This is a genomic window from Kitasatospora sp. NPDC028961, from assembly GCF_055564815.1.
The window spans coordinates 222,264-239,567 of sequence record NZ_JBVHVO010000001.1 but is presented as its reverse complement, the minus strand read 5'-3'; the positions used below and the strand labels follow the sequence as shown (position 1 = coordinate 239,567).

Genomic DNA, 17,304 nt, shown 5'->3' with positions numbered 1-17,304 from the left:
CGGGCCGGAGCCACCGGTACGGCGAACCGGGCACGTCGAAGCGGGCGGGCCGGTCCGACGGAGCCGTCGGACCACGATCCATGTCGCCCCGACTGTACGTCAGCCCGCCGCCCCGGCCGTGCTCAGGCGCACGCGTGCTCCGGCAACCGGGCCCGGCCCGACTCCAGTTCGGCGACGACCCGGTGGCGCAGCAGTTCGTACTGGGCCTGGAGCCGGCCCGGGCGCTGCGGGCGGGCGACCGGCCGGCCGGGGCCGACCCGCTCGTCGGGGCCGAACTGCTCGCGGGTGAGGTCGATCTCGAAGCCGGTCGCGAACCGGTTCCACCAGTGCAGGTCCGTCCGGACACCGCCGACGTGCACCTCGCCCATCATGAGCTCGCCGCCGAGCAGGTCGTGCAGGACCATCGCGGTGACCCCGCACTGGCCGCGGGCGGGATTGTCGGGACGCCAGTGGGCCAGGTCCTCGGGCGCACAGGTGTCGACACCCCAGGAGGAGCGGATCGCACGTTCGATGTCGTTGAGGGTCCACGCCGTCATAGCGGGAAGCCTGCCACGCCCCACTGACAGCGGCACAGGCTTTTCAGTGGGCCACCCCGTGTTCTGCGGTGACCTTCTCGATCTTCACCCGTACGAGCAGCTCGCCGGGGACGCCGTTACGGGCGCCGTACTGCTCGGCGAGTTCCTCGCCCATGTACCGGGCGGCGATCCGGGTGGCCCAGTCGCGCACCTCGGGCAGATCGTCGCTCAGCCGGGCGGTGCCCTGGACGAGGGCGTAGGAGAAGGGCGGCCGGTCGTCGTCCACGCAGAGCATCACCCGGCCGTCACGGGCCAGCGTGCGGCCCTTCACCGTGCCGGCGCCGGTGTTGAACACGATCTCGTCGCCGTCCAGCAGGAACCAGACCGGCGCGACGTGCGGGCGGCCGTCGGCCCGGGTGGTGGCGATCTTGGCGGTACGGGTGCCGGCGGCGAGGAAGGCGCGCCACTCGGTCTCGGTCATGTGAGGCATGCGCCCATCCTGGCCGCTGCGGCGCTCCGGCGCACCGGGTTCCCGGGGCGACCGGGTTCCCGGGGCGACCGGGTTCCCGGGGTGACCGGGGCGGATGCGCCGGGCGCGGGCGGGCGGCGGGCAGCGGCGCGCGGGCATGCCGGCGCACCGGAGCGGTCGGGGGTCCGCTCCGGTGCACAGCGTCGGACGTGCGCGCCCGCCGGGCGCTACTTGCCGAGCGCCGCGACGCCCGCCTGGGCGAACTGCTCGTCCAGGTCGCCACTGGGCGCGCCCGCGACGCCGATGCCCGCGATCGGCGCGCCCTTGGCCTGCACCGGGGCGCCGCCGGCCAGGAACAGCGTGCCCGGGATGTCCTTGAGGTTCGGCGCCTGCGCCAGCCGCTTGGCCAGCTCGGAGGTCGGCGCGTTCCAGGAGACCGCCGTGAACGCCTTGCGCTCGGCGGACTCCGGCGACTGCGGGCCGGCGCCGTCACCCTTGAGCAGCACCCGGGTGATGCCGTCGCGGTCCACCACGGCGACCGTGACGTGCTGGCCGGCCTTGGTGGCCGCGTCCAGGGTGGCCTGGGCGGCCTTGGTGGCGGCCTCGATGGTCAGGCCGGTGGTCTGGGTGAGGTTCTTGTTCTGGGTGTCGGCCTTCACCGCGGCGGTGGCGGCCGGGGCCTCGGTGGTGTCCGCACTGGCCGAGACGGCGCCGACGGTGGCGGCGGCCAGCGCGGCGGCGGCGACGGTACCGGTCAGCACACGGGTACGCAGGGAGGTCTTCATGGTCGGGCTCCTCGTCGGATCGGTCGGTGCCACGGCCGGGATCTGGGGGCCAGGTCGGGCTCGGCGGCTTCGGTACCGATCCTCCGGCCGCCGGCCCCCCGGGCACATCGACGGTCCGGCGGCCGCTCGCGCGCAGGATGGAGGACGGTCCCGTCAACCGATCGGCTGATGCGCGGCCCGGTCGGACGGGTCACCATCGAGGGATCGGACCAGGTCAGCGCGGTGGGCCGGAGTGCCGACCGCAGAGAGCCGCCCGCAGAGGGGCGACCGCAGAGTGGAAGGAGCCGCCCCGTGCCGCAGGACCGTCCCGCCGGCGGCGAACCGGCCACCGGTGCCACCGCCCCGGCCCCCGCGGGCCCGGCGGCAGCCCCCGACCCGGCGAACCCGCCGAGACCGGCGAACCCGCCCGACCCGGCGGACCTTTCCGGCCCCGGGGCCGACAATCCGGACGACGGCCGGCTGGCCGTCCTGCTCGACTCCGCCTTCCTGCTGCTGCTCGCCACCTCGCTCAGCCGCTACCTCAGCCACCACCCCGGCAACCCCCGCATCCCCTGGGTGATCGGCCTCGGCCTCGCCCTGGCCGTCGCCCAGCCGGTCGGCTCCTGGCTGGCCCACCGCCGCCCGCCCGCCCCCGGGCGCCGGCGCAGGCTCTGGCCGCTGGCCCTGGTGGTCGCCCTCTGGGTCGTTCTGGTGCTGGTCGCGCCGAGCTTCGCCTGGTGCGCCGTCCCGCTGGTCTACACCGCCCTGCGCACGCTGCCCGCCCGGGCGGCGATCCCGCTGGTGGCCGCGCTCACCCTGCTGGTGGTGATCGGCGAGGTCCGGCTGCCGGGCGGGGTGGACGCCAACCTGGTGCTGCTGCCGCCGGCCGTGGCGGCGCTCGCCACCGCCGTCTTCCTGTACATGGAACGGCAGGCCGAGCGGCAGCGGGCGCTGATCGCGGACCTCGTCCGCACCCGGCGAGAACTCGCCGCCACCGAGCGCCGGGAGGGCACCCTGGCCGAGCGCGAACGGCTGGCCATGGAGATCCACGACACCCTGGCGCAGGGGCTGTCCAGCCAGCAGATGCTGCTGCAGGCCGCCGACCGCACCTGGGAGGCCGATCCGGCGACCGCCCGCACCCATGTCCGGACCGCCGCCGAGGTGGCGGCCCGCAACCTCGCCGAGGCCCGCCGCTTCGTCCACGACCTCGCGCCCGCCGAACTCGCCGACGGGCGCACCCTCGACCAGGCGCTGCGCTCGCTCGCCGAGCGGGAGTCCGCCGAGAGCGGGCTGCCGGTCCGGTTCCACCTGGACGGCGCCCCGGTGCCGCTGCCCGCCGCCGCGCAGTCCGCGCTGCTGCGGATCGCCCAGGGCGCGCTGGCCAACGTCCGGGAGCACGCCGGGGCCTCGGCCGCCGCGCTGACCCTGTCCTTCCTCGGCGACCAGGCCGTCCTGGACATCGCCGACGACGGCCGGGGGTTCCGGCCCGCCCGGCCGGGCGGCGGCTCCGGCGCGCCGGAGCCCGGCAGCGGCGGGCGCGGGCACGGTCTGCCCGCGATGCGGGCGCGGCTGCGCCAGCTCGGTGGCACGCTGACCGTCGAGAGCACCCCCGGCGAGGGCACCGTCGTCTCCGCCGCGATCCCGCTGGAGCCCCGACGAACCCCCCTGGAGCCCCGATGAGCACCGCCCCCTCGACCCCGCCGGTGCGGCTGCTGGTCTGCGACGACCACGCCGTGGTCCGGGCCGGCCTGCTGGCGCTGCTGGCCAGCGCCGGTGACATCGAGGTGGTCGGCGAGGCGAGCACCGGCGAGGAGGCGGTCGCCCTGGCCGGTGCGCTGGCGCCGCAGGTCGTGCTGATGGACCTCCAGCTCGGCGAGGGCATCGACGGCGTCGAGGCCACCCGGCGGATCACCGCCGCACCGGGCGCGCCGCACGTCCTGGTCCTCACCACCTACGACACCGACGCCGACATCACCCGGGCGATCGGGGCGGGCGCCACCGGCTACCTGCTGAAGGCCGAACGGCCCGAGGAGCTGTTCGCGGCGGTGCACGCGGCCGCGCGCGGCCGGACCGTGCTGTCACCGCCGGTCGCCTCCCGGGTGATGGCTCAGATGCGCGCCCCCGTACCGCAGTTGACCGAGCGTGAGCAGGAGATCCTGGCCCAGCTCGGACAGGGGCTCGGCAACCGGGAGATCGCCCGGGCGCTGTTCATCAGCGAAGCCACCGTGAAGACCCATCTGGGCCGGATCTACGACAAGTTGGGCGTGGACACCCGGGCTGGCGCGGTGGCCGTGGCCAAGGAGCGCCGGCTGCTGCGCTGAGAGCCCGTCCGGTGCCGCTGCGTGCCCGTCCCGCCCCGGAGTGTCGGATTCCGCGCCGCCGGGCGCCCCGCCCCCGAGTGTCGGATTCCGGGCCCCGGGAGCCTCGCCCCGGACCCGCCGTTCGCCCGGACGGGTGAGGGCGGAGGCCCGTGACCACCCTCCTCCGACACCGTTTCCTTACGCACCCGGAGCACCCACGCCGGAGTCGGGACGCCCCGGCACCCGGCCGATGACGGCGCACCGTCCGACTGCGGCCCACCTGCGTCCCACCCTCGGCCCGACCTCGGGCCGCCCGCACACGCCCGCCGGAATGTGGATGTTTCGTGGAACTCTCTATTGACAAACCAACCACTCGGTTTGTTAGCGTGGAGATCAACGACGCCTCCGGTGGTGGGGCCTCGCCGGGGTCTGTGCGAACCATCCTCGCCGGAGGGTGGCTGCCAGGGGGGTGCGGCGGGGGACCGGAGAGTCGGGGGGTACGGCGCGCCGATGCCGTGTGCGGAGAAGGCGCGGAGCGAGTCCGGGGGGACTCGCTCCGCGCCTTCTCACCACCCACCGGCCCAGGTCAGCCCAGGGCGCTCCAGAACGGACAGCGGATCTCCGGCAGTGCCGCCGATCCGCCTACCGCGTAAGGGACTTCGGGACCGCCGGGCGCGCCCCGCACCGGCTCCGAACGGGCCACCCCCGGCGAGGTCGCGGTCAGCCGGGCCTCGCCCAGGACACCGAACTCCAGCGCCAGCCGGTAGCCGTCCGGCGTGACCGCGGCGACTCCGGGCAGCTCGCGACAGGCGTTCACCGAGGTGACGGTCCAGCCGCGCCGCCGCCACCCCGCCTCCACCATGGCCGGTAACTCGCCCCGCCGGGCGCCCGAGATGATCGTGACGATGTCCCGGCCGCGGCCGACGTACCACTGGACGCCGCCGTCGGCCGGTCCGGAGCCCGGCGGCGGCAGCCGCGCACCCGCGCGGGGTGCGGCGTACCGCCAGGACAGCGCCGGCCGGACGGCGTCCAGCGTCCGCTGCAGCAGCCACTCACAGCGTTCGCCGGCGGCCGCCTGGTCCACGACCGTCCGCGCGGGCCGCGCGAACGGCCCGGCGGGCTCCGGGCACCGGGGACCGGCCGGGTTCTCGACGTTCACTTCGGTTCCACCTGACTGCACCGGGCCCTCCGCGCTTCTCCCGGTGTTCGGCCCGGGAAGGGATTGCGTCACTCCGTGGACGGCGTGCCGAACCGGCACAGTTCCCCGCCCCGCCCGACACGCCGGACCGGCACGGTCGACCGCGCTGCCCGGCCGCGCCGAACCGGCACCGGACACCTCCTGGCCTTCGAGCAGTCCGAGGCCTTCACCACCACCGTCCGCACCTTCCTCGCCGCCGCGTGACCTGGCAGTGACCTGCGTCACATTAACGGCCGCCGTCGTCACATTCCCGGCGTCCGATCCGCTCAGAGGGTGTCGCCAACGAACGCCACCCCTCACAGACAGGAGGCAGCCGCAGATGAAGCTCACCATCCTCGCCGCCACCGGCGGCATCGGACGACACCTGCTCACCCAGGCCGTCGCGGCCGGCCACGACGTCACCGTCGTGGTCCGCACCCCGGCCAGGCTGGCCGACCCGGCCGGGAGCGGCCGCGCCCCGGCCGGCGTCCGGGTCGTCCGCGCCGATCTGGCCGTCGCCGAACCGGCCGAACTGCAATCCGCGGTCGCCGGCTCGGACGCCGTCCTCTCCGGCCTCGGCGCCCGCTCCAGCGCCGAGGCCGGTGTCGCCTGGCGCGGCACCCGGGCGGTCATCACCGCGATGCGTGAGGTGGGCGCCCGGCGCCTGATCGTGGTCAGCGCGGCCCCGATCGGCGCCGTCCCCTCCCCCGCCCGCCCGCGGCCGCCCCGGCACGACCCGGGCGACGGCTTCTTCATGCGCCACCTCGCCGCCCCGCTCACCCGGGCGGCCCTGCGCACGCACTACGCCGACCTGGCCCGGATGGAGGACGAGATCCGCGCCGGCGGGCTGGACTGGACGATCGTCCGCCCGCCCCGGCTCACCGACCGGCCGCTCACCCGGGACTACCGGACGGCGTACGGGCGCAACCTCCGCCGCGGCCTGTCGGTGGCCCGCGCCGATGTCGCCCACTGCATGCTCGGGCTGGTCGACCGGCCCGATTCGGTCCACCGAACCGTCGGCATCGCCGACTGACCGGGACCCCACCCCTGTTCCCGACCCATCGTCAGACCCCCGGCCGAACTCCGCCGACCGCTCCGGTCGGCGGGGCCCACGACGGATTGCGACGGCGCGCCCGATGAACGACAACGACTCCCTGGCCCGGCGGTTCGAGCAGCACCGCCCCCATCTGCGGTCGGTGGCCTACCGGATGCTCGGCTCCCTGAGCGAGGCCGAGGACGCCGTCCAGGAGACCTGGTTCCGGCTCAGCCGCTCCGACGCCTCCCGCGTCGACAACCTGCCCGGCTGGCTGACCACCGTCGTCGGCCGGGTCTGCCTGGACCTGCTCCGCTCCCGCACCGCCCGGCGCGAGGCCCCGCTGGACACCCATGTGCCCGACCCGGTGATCGCCCGCGCGGACACCGCCGACCCCGAACAGGCCGCGCTGCTGGCCGACTCGGTGGGCCTGGCCATGCTGGTGGTGCTGGACACCCTGCCGCCGGCCGAACGGCTCGCCTTCGTCCTGCACGACATGTTCGCGGTGCCGTTCGAGGAGCTCGCCCCGATCGTCGACCGCACCCCGGCCGCCACCCGCCAGCTCGCCAGCCGGGCCCGCCGCCGGGTCCGGGGCGCGGCCGCCCCGGAGACCGACCTCACCCGCCAGCGGGTCGTCGTCGACGCCTTCCTCGCGGCCTCCCGCAGCGGTGACTTCGACGCCCTGGTCGCCCTGCTCGACCCGGACATCACCCTGCGCGCCGACGTCGGCGCCACCGGGGCGGGCGGCTTCCCCGGCATCCAGCACCTCGTCCACGGCGCGCCCGCCGTCGCCCGGCAGGCGCTGCTCTTCCGCGGGCTGGCACCCTTCGCCCGCCCGGCCCTGATCAACGGCGCCCTCGGCCTGGTCACCGCCCCCGACGGGCGGCTCTTCTCCGTCCTGGCGCTGACCGTCGTGAACGACCGCATCACCGAGATCAACCTGCTCGCCGACCCCGACCGCCTCCGCGACCTCCCCGTCCCGCCGCTCTGAGCGGGGCCACCGGAGGAACGCAGGCAACAGGAGCAGGAAGAGCAACAGGAAAAGCAGCAGCACACTTCACCGTCGCCCGCAAGACCCGTGACAGAACGTCCGATAATCGATCCTGCCGGGAACAGGACCTGATCGGTCGTCAGTTCACGGAGAGAGCGGGCCCACTCGTACCGCCAGCCCCGTTCGACCCGAATGAACGACCAGGAGACGATCGTGCGCATACTCTTCACCGGCCCGGCCGCGCCCAGCCACCTCTTCCCGATGGTGCCGACCGCGCAGGCCCTGCGCGCAGCCGGACACGAGGTCCTGTTCGCCAGCCCGAAGCCGATGGACCAGCTCCGGCAGGCCGGCTTCCCGATAGCCGAGATCGGCGACGGCCGGCCACTCCGGGAGGCCTTCGAGGAGGCCACCGGCGAGGAGGCCCGGTACTCCAGGCCGGACCTCGACCAGGACCAGATCTTCGACATGGCCGCCGCCGCCTTCGCCCACGCCTCCCGCTCCACCGTGGACGACCTGCTCGCCGTCGCCGGCGCGTGGGAGCCCGACCTGCTGATCCACGACTCCTGCCTGGCCTCCGCCCAGCTGGTCGCGGCCAAGCTCAAGATCCCGGCGGCGCTCCAGAACTTCGGCCTCACCTCCGGCCTCGACCTGGCCGGCCGGCTGGCCACCCACTTCACCGACGTCTACGAGGCGCACGGCGTGGCCGGCCCCGCCGAGACCACCCCGCTGGACATCGTCCCGGCCTCGCTCGGCGGCGACGGGGGCGGCCTGCGGATGCGCTACCTCCCCTACAACGGCGGCGGTGTCGTCCCCGGCGACCTGCTGCGCCGCGGCACCCGGCCGCGGGTCGCCGTCACCCTGGGCACCGTGGTCGCCGAGATGGACGGCGTGCACGCCATCAGCCGGCTGATCGAGGCCGCCGCCGGGGTCGACGCCGAGTTCCTGCTCGCCGTCGGCGAGGCCGACCTCAGCCACCTCGGTCCGCTCCCGGCCAACGTCCGCCCGCTGCCCTGGGTCCCGCTCGCGGAGCTGCTGCGCGTCTGCGACGCCGTGGTCCACCACGGCGGCTCCGGCAGCACGCTCACCGGTCTGCAGGCCGGCGTGCCCCAGCTGCTCCTCCCCCAGGGCGCCGACAACTTCGCCGTCGCCGACATCCTCACCGCCACCGGGGCCGCCCTACGCTCGGCCTCGGCCGACGTCGACACCGCCCTGCTCACCCGCCTCGTCGAGGACCCGGCGCTGCGCGAGGCCGCCGCCCGCCTCCGGGCCGACAACGAGGCCCTCCCCACCCCGGCCGCCCTCGTCCCCGACATCGAGGCCCTCGCCGCTGCCCCGCGCTGACCCGGCCCACCCCACCGGGACGCCGCAGCCGCAGGTCGGGTGACCTGCGGCTGCGGCGTCCCCGGGCGTCCCCGGAGGTCCCGCCGTACCGGGCGTCCGCTCGGGCCGACCACTCGAAGCCGCCCGCTCAGGCCGCCCGTTCCCCGGCCCGCAGCGCGACCCGGGCCGGGAGCCAGGTGCCCACCGCGGCGAGCGCGGCCGCGCCGGCGACGACGATCACGAGCTGTTCCACCGGCACGGCGACCCCGGCCGTCCCCCGGGTGATGCCCTGGGCGTAGGTGGTGAGCACCGCGAAGGCGATCCCGAGTCCGAGCACGGTGGCGATCACGACGGAGGCCGCGGTCTCCCAGCCGAGCATCCGGCGGACCTGGCGGCGGGTGGTCCCGATCAGGCGCAGCGCGGTGAACTCCTGGCGGCGGTCGGTGATGCTCATCGCGAGGGTGTTGAGGACGGCGATCGCCACGAAGGCGATGATCAGGCCGAGCGTGACGTAGCCGATCTGGGCGCTCACCCGGTTGCCCGCGGACTGCGCGGCGGCGCGGTCCAGGACGCCGATACCGGGCTCGGCCCGCAGCGCCGAGGCCAGCGCCTCCCGGGTGACCCCCTCGCCCCGGACCAGCAGGTTGTCGTCGAGCGGGACGTCGACGTGCGCGGCGACCGGGCCGTGCGCCAGCGTCAGGTCGCCGAAGCCCAGGCCACGGGCGTACAGGGCGACGACGGTGACCTCGGCCGGGGTGCCGTCGGCGAGGGTGAGCCGGACCCGCTGGCCGAGCCGGTAGCCCAGCCCGTCCGCGGCCGCCGCCGTGCCGTCCGCCAGCGCGCCGAGATCGCCAGCGGTCACCGCGAGGTCCAGGGTGTCGGTCAGCCGCTCGGGCGTGACCGCCTGCACGCTGCGCCTGGTCAGGCCGTCGCGGACCTGGGTGTGCAGCACCCGGGTCACCGTCCGCACACCGGGGACGGCGGCGACCGAGGCGGCGGCGGAGGCGGGGACGCGCGGCCCGACCACGAAGTCGGCGACGCTGCCGCGGTCGCGCTGCGCACCCGCAGCGCCGTCCACGGTGGTCTGGGTGAACAGGATGGTGCAGGCCATCGCGACCAGCAGGGTCAGCGGCGTGACCACCGAGGCCAGCCGGTGCGCGGCGGCCCGCAGGTTGTGGGCGGCGAGGTAGCCGCCGACCCGGGACACCCGCAGCGGCAGGCCCAGCACCGCGACCCCGGCCCGGGCCACCAGCGGGCCGAGCAGGGACAGCGCCGTGCACCAGAGCAGGACGGCGACGAAGCAGGCGGGGGTGGAGGCCTGGTCCGAGTGCAGCACGGTGAGCACGGCGGTGAGGACGACGGAGCCCACGGCCGCGACGACGCCGAGGACGATCCGCGCCCAGCCCGGCCGGGGCGGCTTGATCTCGGCCTCGCCGAGGGCCTCCACCGGCTTGATCGCGGTGGCCCGCCGGGCCGAGATCCGGGCGGCGCCCCAGCCGGCCAGCAGGGTGGCGCCGGCGGCGGCGATCGCGGGGAACGGGGAGAGCACCACGGGGAGGTTCGCGGGGATCACGTCCAGGGCGACGAACCGGTCCCGGAGCCAACTGCCCAGCGGCAGGCCGGCGGCGGCACCCAGCACCCCGGCGGCCAGCCCCACCGCGAGCGCCTCGCCGCCGATCATCTTGCGGACCTGTCGCCCGGTCGCGGCGACCGCGCGCAGCACCGCGATCTCGCGCTGACGCTGCTGGATCGAGAGGCCGAAGGTGCCGACCACGACCAGCAGGGCGACCAGCAGGGACGTGCCGCCCAGCACACCGCCCATGCTGACCAGTCGGACCTGGGCGTTGGCGGCGTCGGGGAACTCCACCGGTCCGCGGTCGTCGCCGGCCCGGGCGAGGGCGACCGGGGCGACCTGCGTACCGGTGGTGGCGGCGGTGCCGGCCGGGGTGCTCCGGAGCAGGGCCGCGACGTCGGCGGCGGCCGAGGGCGCCGCCGGGAACACGCCGATCGCACTGAACAGGCCGTCGTGGCCGGCCAGCTGCCGGGCCCGCTCGGGGGCGAAGAACACCCCGGCCTGGGCGTCGAAGACCTGGGCGGTGACGCCGACGACCCGCACGGTCAGCGTCTCCCCGGCGGTGCGGGCCCGCACGGTGGAGCCGACGGCGAGGTGGGTCCGGGCGGCCGTGCCGGCGTCCAGCACGACCTCGTCGGCCGCCGACGGCGCGGTCCCCGAGGCCAGGGTCAGGCCGGCCAGCGGCGCGGACTCCCAGCCGTGGCCCCAGGAGTTCGCCGTGGGGCCGCCGGGCAGCAGCACCGGGAACGTCACCTCGGTGCTGACGGACCGCACCGAGGGCAGCGCCGCGATCCGGTCGGCGAGCGCGGCGGGCACCCAGGCCCGGCCGGCGATCGGCTTGGCCTTCTCCTTGACCTTCCCCTTGCCCTTGTTCTGGACCTGGTGGACGTTCTGGTCCCCGGCGACCACGATCGGCGCGGCCGCGTAGCGCTCCGGCCGGACGCCGCCGAACAGCCCGGTGGCCAGCAGCGTCCCGCAGCCGCAGACCAGCGCGGCGGCGCAGAACAGGGCGACGAAGGCCCCGGCGAATCCGGCCTTGCGGTGCCGGAGGGTGGCTACGGCGAAGCTGAACATCATCGGTTCCACGCTCCCAGGCGGATCATGCGGTCGGCGACCTTGGCGGCGGTCGGCGCGGACATCGTGTCGGCGACCCGGCCGTCGGCCAGGAAGAGCACCTCGTCGGCGTAGGAGGCGGCGACCGGGTCGTGGGTGACCATGACGATGGTCTGGCCGAGCTCCTCGACGGTCTGCCGGAGCAGGGTCAGGACTTCGCGGGCGGTCATGGTGTCCAGGGCGCCGGTGGGCTCGTCGGCGAAGAGCACCTCGGGGTCCGAGATCAGTGCCCGGGCGATGGCGACGCGCTGCTGCTGGCCGCCGGAGAGCTGGCCCGGGCGGTGTCCGGTCCGCTCCCGCAGCCCCACCCGCCCGACCAGCGCGGACAGCCTGGCGGCGTCGGCCCGGCGGCCCGCCAGGCGCAGCGGCAGCGTGATGTTCTGCTCGACGGTCAGCGACGGGACGAGGTTGAACGACTGGAACACGAACCCCGCGCGCTCCCGGCGCAGTTCGGTCAGCTTGGTCTCGCTGAGCCGCGACAGGTCGGTGTCCCCCAGCCGGACCGTCCCGGAGCTCGGCCGGTCCAGCCCGGCCGCGCAGTGCAGGAAGGTGCTCTTGCCCGAACCGGAGGGCCCCATCACGGCGGTGAAGCCGCCCTTGGGCAGCCGCACCGTCACCTCGCGCAGCGCGGCGACCGCCCCCCGCCCCTTGCCGTACACCTTGCTCACAGCTTCCAACGTGATCGCTTCGCTCATGCCTCCAGCCTGCCGAGCCGCGAACTCCCGGCCCAGGGACCGCATCACGAGCGACCCGTGACATCGTCACGGGTAGGGTCGTCGCATGATCAGACTCCTGCTGGCGGAGGACCAGCACGTGGTACGCGGCGCGCTGGTGGCACTGCTGGAGCTGGAGCCCGACCTGGAGGTCGTCGCCCAGGCCGGCTCGGCCGACGACGTGGTGCCGCGCGCCCTCGTCGCCCTGCCCGACGTCGCGGTGCTCGACATCGAGATGCCCGGGCGCACCGACGGTCTCCAGGCAGCCGCGACGCTCAAGGAGAAGGTGCCGAACTGCCGGACCCTGATGCTCACTTCGAACGGCCGCCCCGGACTGCTCCGCCGCGCCCTGGACGCCAAGGTCGACGGCTTCCTGCTGAAGACCGCCCCGCCGGAGGAGCTGGTGGCGGCGATCCGGCAGGTGGCCGGCGGCGGCCGGGTGCTCGACCGGGGGCTCGCCGTCGCGGCCTGGGACCTCGCGGACAACCCGCTGACTCCGCGGGAGAACGACGTGCTGCGGGAGCTGGCCCAGGGCGCCGAGCCCCCGGAGATCGCGGCGCGGCTGCACCTGTCGACGGGGACGGTCCGCAATGTGCTGACCGCGGTCGTCGGCAAGCTCAACGCCCGCAACCGGACCGACGCGGTACGCATCGCGCGCGAGGCGGGCTGGCTGTAGCCGCCGCGCCCGCCCGTTCCCCCGACGCTCCGGGCGTCAGCCCGCGGTGAACGCCCCACGCAGTACCGGCCTCAGCCCGCGGGCACCTCGGCGCGCAGCAGGTACCAGCCGTCGTCCGGACCGGCCGCCAGGGTGCCGCCGATCGCGGCGAGGCGGACGGTCAGCCCGCCGATCCCGGAGCCGGGCGCGCTGACGCCGTCCGGCGCCCCGTCGTTCTCCACCTCCAGCCGCACCGCGCCCCCGGCCACCGAGGTGGCGATGCGCGCGTGGCGGGCGGCGCTGTGCCGCAGGATGTTGGTGACCGCCTCCCGGAGGACCACGCTCAGCACGGCGCCGGCCGCCGGCGGCACCGGGACGTCGTCGACCTCCACCGTGATCGCCGCCGCCTCCAGCACCCCGGCGGCCGAGGCGAGTTCGGCCTCGAAGGACAACCGGGGGCTGTCGCTCACCACCGTCCGCAGTTCGGTCTCGCCGCGTTCGGCCAGCCGCACGATGTCCCGCAGCTCGGCCCGGCCGCGGTCGGCGTCCGTGGCCGCCAGCCGCCGGGCCAGCTCGGCCTTGAGCAGGATCGCGGTCAGTCCGTGGCCGAGCAGGTCGTGCAGGTCGCGGGCGGCGCGCAGGCGCTCGGTCACCACCGCGGCACGGGCCAGCCCCGCCCCCGCCCGCTGGAGCTCCCGCACCAGCCGGGCCAGCCGCAGGACGCCGTAGACCACGACGCAGGTGATCAGGGCGTCGACGACGGCGAGCAGCACGGGCACCGGCCCGCCGCCGGTGAGCACACCGCCGGCCACCGCCGCCGCGACGGCGAGAGCCGCGCCGGCCCGGAGCGGCAGGGCGAACAGCAGCGCACCCGCGAGGATGCCGACCGCGCCGATCCAGTTCCGCCCCGACCAGGGCAGCGGAACGAGGGCGATCACCGCCGAGGCGAGCAGCACGAGCCGGGCGTGGCGCGGCGAGTCCTGCGTCGCGAAGCGGATCTGGAGCAGGCAGAAGACCAGCAGGCAGGGTGCCCCGAGCGCGAGCAGCGGCGCCGGGACGAGCAGCACGGCCTTGACGAAGAAGGTGCCCAGGACGAGGAGGTACAGACCGAGCACGGTCCGCAGCTCGGGCGGGTCGGCCGCGTCCGCCGGCGCGGGCGTGGCCGCGACCGCCGCCTCGACGGCGAAGCGCCCGTCCGGCTCCAGACCGGCCGTCAGCCGACCGCCGACCTCGCGGACCCGGTCGGCGAGGCCGTCGAGCAGATCGGCGCCGAGCGCGGCCGTCGGCACGCCGTCACTGACCACCCGCAGCACCACCTGCCCGGCCCGCTCCCCGGTGACGATCTCGCACCGCCGCGCGTCACCGACCCGCACCACCGCCGTGACCGCCTCACGCAGCACCGCCGCCAGCACCGTCCCGGCCGGTCCGAGCGGCTCCGAGTGCCCGACCCGCAGGTCCGCGGTGATGCCCGCGGACGCCAGCAGCGCCCTGGCACTCGCCGCCTCGGGGGCCAGCGACAGGCTGCGCAGCTCCGCCGCCGTGGCGCGGGTCGCCGCCAAGGTCCGCCGCGCCGCGCCGATGAGGTCCGTCAGGACGCCCGGATCGTCCCGGAGCGCCAGGTCGCGGACCTCCTCCAACCCCTCGGCGAGCCCGCTCCGCAGCCCGGTCGCGATCCGCAGCCGCTCGGCGGTCACCGCGGCCGCCGCCAGCGTGAGCCGGGCCGCGTGCACCCGCGCCGCGAACAGCGCGAGCGTGGTGACGGCGTACAGCATCACGCCGCCGATCGCGACGATGAGCGTCATGTCGACGGCGTCCCGCACACTGCCCGACCGCACTAGCTCGATCAGGGCCGCGGAGACGCCGAACAGCGGCACCAGCACCCGGCGCCGTTCCAGCAGCAACGAGGCGGCCGGGAGACAGAGCAACCCGACCGACACCCCGAACCCCAGCACCGCGACGTACCCGACGGCCAGCTCCGCCGCCGTCCCGACCCCCGGCGGCACCACCCCCAGCACCCGCCGCACCGCCGACGAACTGTGCCGCAGCTGCACCACCACCAGCACGACGCACGCCACGACCACGGCCACCCCGGCCCCCGGCTCCCCCGGAACCCGCGCCAGCCCCTTCAACAGGTGCACCGAAGCCACCGCCGCAGCAGCCGCCCCCACCAGCCCCCGCGCCGGCCACCCCGCCCGCGCCCCCACATCCACCCCCGCCACCCGGCGCATGCTACGCGGCACCCGATCCAGCCGGCAGCTCTGGCCCCACCCCCGAATCCGCCCCGAAAACAGCGAAACCGCAGATCCGAAGACCTGCGGTTTCGCCATGAAGAGCGGGCGACGAGAATCGAACTCGCGCTATAAGCTTGGGAAGCTCATGTTCTACCATTAAACTACGCCCGCCTGATGAGCCGTCAGAGACCGCTCGATCTGCGCCCACTGTACCCCATCCGTGACGCCCGTTGCACAGGTGCCCCGGGGTCGTGGCGGAGCCGCCCGGGGCGGGGGTGGAGGCGTACTGTGTGGGCCGCGTGAGAGTGCTCCGGCGGGTGGGTTCCGGGGCGGCGAGCCATCCTGCGGAATGTCCGGAACATCCCCTAATGTGACGCTGTCCCGACGGCTCGGCCGTTCGGGGTGCGATGAGTACGGGTGAGTACCGGGGTAAGGATGGGAAGGGGACCGATGGAGCAGCGCGCCGTCGTTCGTTGTGCCGAGGGGCACCTGTTCAGCACCACCACGTTCCCGATGCAGAACCTCGGGCCGGGCCGGCTGGGGCCCGGGCGGCTGATCCGCTGCCCGCAGTGCGGGCGGATGCGCAGTTCGGTGCTGGCCGACGTACGGGAGCTGTCCGCGCCGCAACTGGCCCGGGCGATGCGGCTGGAGGCCGCGGAGTTCCTCGCCTGAGGGCGGGTACCAGGACGGACGGGGCCCCGGACGATTCGTCCGGGGCCCCGTCGTGCACGTAACCTCGGAGCGTGCTGCTCTCTGACAAGGACATTCGGGCCGAGATCGACAAGGGCCGGGTCGTGATCGACCCGTTCGACCCCGCGATGATCCAGCCGTCCAGTATCGATGTGCGACTGGACCGCTTCTTCCGGGTGTTCGAGAACCACCGGTATCCCCACATCGACCCCTCCGAGGAGCAGCCGGACCTGACCCGGCTGGTCGAGCCGGAGGGCGACGACGCGTTCATCCTGCACCCCGGCGAGTTCGTGCTGGCGTCGACCTACGAGGTCATCTCGCTGCCGGACGACGTGGCCTCGCGGCTGGAGGGCAAGTCCAGCCTGGGCCGGCTCGGCCTGCTGACGCACTCCACGGCCGGCTTCATCGACCCCGGCTTCAGCGGGCACGTCACGCTGGAGCTGTCGAACGTCGCGACGCTGCCGATCAAGCTCTACCCGGGGATGAAGATCGGGCAGCTCTGCCTGTTCCGCCTCTCCTCGCCGTCGGAGCACCCGTACGGCTCGGCGCGGTACGGGTCGCGCTACCAGGGCCAGCGCGGCCCGACGCCGTCCCGGTCCTACCTGAACTTCCACCGCACGGACATCTGAGCCCGGACGGTCCCGAGCACACCGAGCGCACGCACAGCGGGCGGCCACCCCTCCGTCGAGGGGTGGCCGCCCGCGGCGTTCCCGGTGGTGCTCAGACCCGCTCGGGGCGGGTGACGGCGACCAGCTCGCTGCCGTCCTCGGAGAGCCGCAGCTCGGTGCGGAGCGCGGCCAGCTCGCCGAGGTGGTGCAGGTGGGTGCCGCCGCAGAAGATCTGCGCGGCGCCCTCGGGCAGCTCGCAGTGCCACTGGCGGCGGGCGGTCAGCTCGGGGCCGGGGACGTCGATGCGGACCGGGGCGTCGGCGGCGACCCAGGCGGCCAGCTGCCGGTTGACCGCCTCGGTGAGGTCGGGCAGGGCGTCGGCGAGGGCCGGGAACTCCTCGGTCGCCTCGGCGGTGAAGCCCTTCTTGCGCAGCGACTTGCCGAGCCGGTAGGTGTCGGTGCTCGCCTCGGTGTCCATCACGGAGCTCGCCATCGCGAGGCTGTCGAAGTCCGGGTTGCCGAAGGCGTCGGCGCGGCCCGGGTCCTTGCGCCAGCGCGGCGCGAGGGCCGCGTTCAGGGCGAGCGCGAGCAGGTGGCAGCCGCTGTGCGAGGCGCAGAGGGCGGCGCGCCGGCCCGGGTCGACGGCGAGCGTCGCGGTCTTGCCGACGAGGCCGTCCGGGGCCCCCTCGACCACGTGCAGGACCAGCCAGGACCACTCCTCGTCACCGCGCCGGACCGGGATGTCGGCGCCGACCAGCGGCGCGCCGCCGTCCGGGCCCACCGCACCGGTCAGGCAGTCGACGACGGCCAGTTCGGTGCCGTCCACGGTCAGGGTGCCGAGGTCGGCCGGCTGGTCGGGCCAGGTGTGGTCGAGCGGGTGGAACGGCGTCGCCGCGGTGACGACCGCGTGACGGCCGCCGTCCAGCGGGTGCACCGCGAGCACCGGGGACTCGCCGGTCACCGCCCCGGCCGGGAAGCTGACGTGGGTGGTGGGGAGGGTCATGCCTGGCTCCGTGCGCGTGAGGGTGGTGGACGTGAGGGTGGTGGAAGCGGAACGGGCCCCGCAGGCGGGGCCCGTCGACCATTCTCCCCCGGGCCCGCGCCGCGCCTTCCCCGGTTCCTCGGCCGGGAACGGACCGGCCGACCGGCCGC

General features: G+C 75.4%; 17 protein-coding genes and 1 tRNA gene. 9 read left to right on the top strand and 9 right to left on the bottom strand.

Features of this window, described 5'->3' with window-relative positions; translation table 11 throughout:
• Positions 1–122: 122 nt before the first annotated feature.
• From ACZ4UX_RS01070 to ACZ4UX_RS01060, 3 genes are all read right to left on the bottom strand, one after another.
• Positions 123–536 (bottom strand): YunG family protein, encoded by a 414-nt coding sequence (locus ACZ4UX_RS01070; protein ID WP_465704722.1) that lies wholly within the window; start codon positions 534–536, stop codon positions 123–125.
• A 43-nt stretch (positions 537–579) separates the two neighbouring features.
• Positions 580–996, bottom strand: coding sequence for a PPOX class F420-dependent oxidoreductase (locus tag ACZ4UX_RS01065; protein ID WP_329492168.1), 417 nt, complete (start codon positions 994–996; stop codon positions 580–582).
• Positions 997–1,211: 215 nt separating this feature from the next.
• Complete coding sequence (locus ACZ4UX_RS01060) at positions 1,212–1,769, bottom strand: GlcG/HbpS family heme-binding protein (RefSeq protein ID WP_465704720.1); 558 nt, start codon at positions 1,767–1,769, stop codon at positions 1,212–1,214.
• A gap of 459 nt (positions 1,770–2,228) precedes the next feature.
• Here ACZ4UX_RS01060 and ACZ4UX_RS01055 point away from each other — a divergent pair, with 459 nt between their 5' ends.
• Both ACZ4UX_RS01055 and ACZ4UX_RS01050 read left to right on the top strand, forming a co-directional pair.
• Entirely contained in the window at positions 2,229–3,428 is a 1,200-nt protein-coding gene (locus ACZ4UX_RS01055) for a sensor histidine kinase (RefSeq protein ID WP_465705390.1), read from the top strand.
• The gene (locus ACZ4UX_RS01050; RefSeq protein WP_352297915.1) at positions 3,425–4,069 is read left to right on the top strand and encodes a response regulator transcription factor; all 645 of its coding nucleotides are present in this window, start codon (positions 3,425–3,427) and stop codon (positions 4,067–4,069) included. Before ACZ4UX_RS01055 ends, ACZ4UX_RS01050 begins: the two co-directional genes overlap by 4 nt.
• Before the next feature lie 565 nt (positions 4,070–4,634).
• Here the strand turns inward: ACZ4UX_RS01050 and ACZ4UX_RS01045 are convergent.
• Positions 4,635–5,207, bottom strand: a complete 573-nt coding sequence (locus tag ACZ4UX_RS01045) for a hypothetical protein (protein ID WP_465704718.1) — start codon at positions 5,205–5,207, stop codon at positions 4,635–4,637.
• Positions 5,208–5,282: 75 nt separating this feature from the next.
• On the opposite strand from ACZ4UX_RS01045, the gene ACZ4UX_RS01040 reads away from it, so the two are divergent.
• The 4 genes from ACZ4UX_RS01040 (at position 5,283) to ACZ4UX_RS01025 (ending at position 8,590) form a co-directional block, all read left to right on the top strand.
• Positions 5,283–5,450 (top strand): hypothetical protein, encoded by a 168-nt coding sequence (locus ACZ4UX_RS01040; protein ID WP_465704716.1) that lies wholly within the window; start codon positions 5,283–5,285, stop codon positions 5,448–5,450.
• Positions 5,451–5,565: 115 nt separating this feature from the next.
• A complete protein-coding gene (locus tag ACZ4UX_RS01035) occupies positions 5,566–6,258 on the top strand; it encodes an NAD(P)-dependent oxidoreductase (protein ID WP_329488692.1) in 693 nt (230 codons plus the stop codon).
• 103 nt (positions 6,259–6,361) lie between these two features.
• Positions 6,362–7,249, top strand: coding sequence for an RNA polymerase sigma factor SigJ (gene sigJ, locus ACZ4UX_RS01030; protein WP_465704714.1), 888 nt, complete (start codon positions 6,362–6,364; stop codon positions 7,247–7,249).
• A gap of 213 nt (positions 7,250–7,462) precedes the next feature.
• On the top strand, positions 7,463–8,590 hold the full coding sequence (locus ACZ4UX_RS01025) for a nucleotide disphospho-sugar-binding domain-containing protein (RefSeq protein ID WP_396486034.1): 1,128 nt from the start codon (positions 7,463–7,465) through the stop codon (positions 8,588–8,590).
• A gap of 127 nt (positions 8,591–8,717) precedes the next feature.
• Here the strand turns inward: ACZ4UX_RS01025 and ACZ4UX_RS01020 are convergent, their stop codons facing one another.
• Together ACZ4UX_RS01020 and ACZ4UX_RS01015 are read right to left on the bottom strand one after the other, a co-directional pair.
• A complete protein-coding gene (locus ACZ4UX_RS01020; RefSeq protein WP_465704711.1) occupies positions 8,718–11,219 on the bottom strand; it encodes an ABC transporter permease in 2,502 nt (833 codons plus the stop codon).
• Complete coding sequence (locus tag ACZ4UX_RS01015; RefSeq protein WP_465704709.1) at positions 11,216–11,950, bottom strand: ABC transporter ATP-binding protein; 735 nt, start codon at positions 11,948–11,950, stop codon at positions 11,216–11,218. Before ACZ4UX_RS01015 ends, ACZ4UX_RS01020 begins: the two co-directional genes overlap by 4 nt.
• 85 nt (positions 11,951–12,035) lie before the next feature.
• Here ACZ4UX_RS01015 and ACZ4UX_RS01010 point away from each other — a divergent pair, with 85 nt between their 5' ends.
• Positions 12,036–12,644 (top strand): response regulator transcription factor, encoded by a 609-nt coding sequence (locus ACZ4UX_RS01010; protein WP_465704707.1) that lies wholly within the window; start codon positions 12,036–12,038, stop codon positions 12,642–12,644.
• Positions 12,645–12,715: 71 nt separating this feature from the next.
• Here ACZ4UX_RS01010 and ACZ4UX_RS01005 read toward each other — a convergent pair whose 3' ends face one another.
• The gene (locus ACZ4UX_RS01005; RefSeq protein ID WP_465704705.1) at positions 12,716–14,761 is read right to left on the bottom strand and encodes a histidine kinase; all 2,046 of its coding nucleotides are present in this window, start codon (positions 14,759–14,761) and stop codon (positions 12,716–12,718) included.
• A gap of 193 nt (positions 14,762–14,954) precedes the next feature.
• Positions 14,955–15,025, bottom strand: a tRNA-Gly gene (locus tag ACZ4UX_RS01000).
• A 279-nt stretch (positions 15,026–15,304) separates the two neighbouring features.
• On the opposite strand from ACZ4UX_RS01000, the gene ACZ4UX_RS00995 reads away from it, so the two are divergent.
• The gene (locus ACZ4UX_RS00995) at positions 15,305–15,526 is read left to right on the top strand and encodes a hypothetical protein (RefSeq protein WP_329488707.1); all 222 of its coding nucleotides are present in this window, start codon (positions 15,305–15,307) and stop codon (positions 15,524–15,526) included.
• 71 nt (positions 15,527–15,597) lie between these two features.
• Positions 15,598–16,173 (top strand): dCTP deaminase, encoded by a 576-nt coding sequence (gene dcd / locus ACZ4UX_RS00990; RefSeq protein ID WP_329488708.1) that lies wholly within the window; start codon positions 15,598–15,600, stop codon positions 16,171–16,173.
• 91 nt (positions 16,174–16,264) lie between these two features.
• Here dcd and ACZ4UX_RS00985 read toward each other — a convergent pair whose 3' ends face one another.
• On the bottom strand, positions 16,265–17,155 hold the full coding sequence (locus ACZ4UX_RS00985; RefSeq protein WP_465704703.1) for an alanyl-tRNA editing protein: 891 nt from the start codon (positions 17,153–17,155) through the stop codon (positions 16,265–16,267).
• Positions 17,156–17,304: the final 149 nt, after the last annotated feature.

Excerpts from the sequence above, each read along its gene's own strand:
- ACZ4UX_RS01065 (WP_329492168.1), bottom strand. The coding sequence starts at position 996 with ATGACCGAGACCGAGTGGCGCGCCTTCCTCGCCGCCGGCACCCGTACC.
- ACZ4UX_RS01015 (WP_465704709.1), bottom strand. The coding sequence starts at position 11,950 with ATGAGCGAAGCGATCACGTTGGAAGCTGTGAGCAAGGTGTACGGCAAG.
- ACZ4UX_RS01010 (WP_465704707.1), top strand. The coding sequence starts at position 12,036 with ATGATCAGACTCCTGCTGGCGGAGGACCAGCACGTGGTACGCGGCGCG.
- ACZ4UX_RS01035 (WP_329488692.1), top strand. The coding sequence starts at position 5,566 with ATGAAGCTCACCATCCTCGCCGCCACCGGCGGCATCGGACGACACCTG.
- ACZ4UX_RS01020 (WP_465704711.1), bottom strand. The coding sequence starts at position 11,219 with ATGATGTTCAGCTTCGCCGTAGCCACCCTCCGGCACCGCAAGGCCGGA.
- ACZ4UX_RS01060 (WP_465704720.1), bottom strand. The coding sequence starts at position 1,769 with ATGAAGACCTCCCTGCGTACCCGTGTGCTGACCGGTACCGTCGCCGCC.
- ACZ4UX_RS01050 (WP_352297915.1), top strand. The coding sequence starts at position 3,425 with ATGAGCACCGCCCCCTCGACCCCGCCGGTGCGGCTGCTGGTCTGCGAC.
- ACZ4UX_RS00995 (WP_329488707.1), top strand. The coding sequence starts at position 15,305 with ATGGAGCAGCGCGCCGTCGTTCGTTGTGCCGAGGGGCACCTGTTCAGC.
- sigJ (WP_465704714.1), top strand. The coding sequence starts at position 6,362 with ATGAACGACAACGACTCCCTGGCCCGGCGGTTCGAGCAGCACCGCCCC.
- ACZ4UX_RS01070 (WP_465704722.1), bottom strand. The coding sequence starts at position 536 with ATGACGGCGTGGACCCTCAACGACATCGAACGTGCGATCCGCTCCTCC.
- ACZ4UX_RS00985 (WP_465704703.1), bottom strand. The coding sequence starts at position 17,155 with ATGACCCTCCCCACCACCCACGTCAGCTTCCCGGCCGGGGCGGTGACC.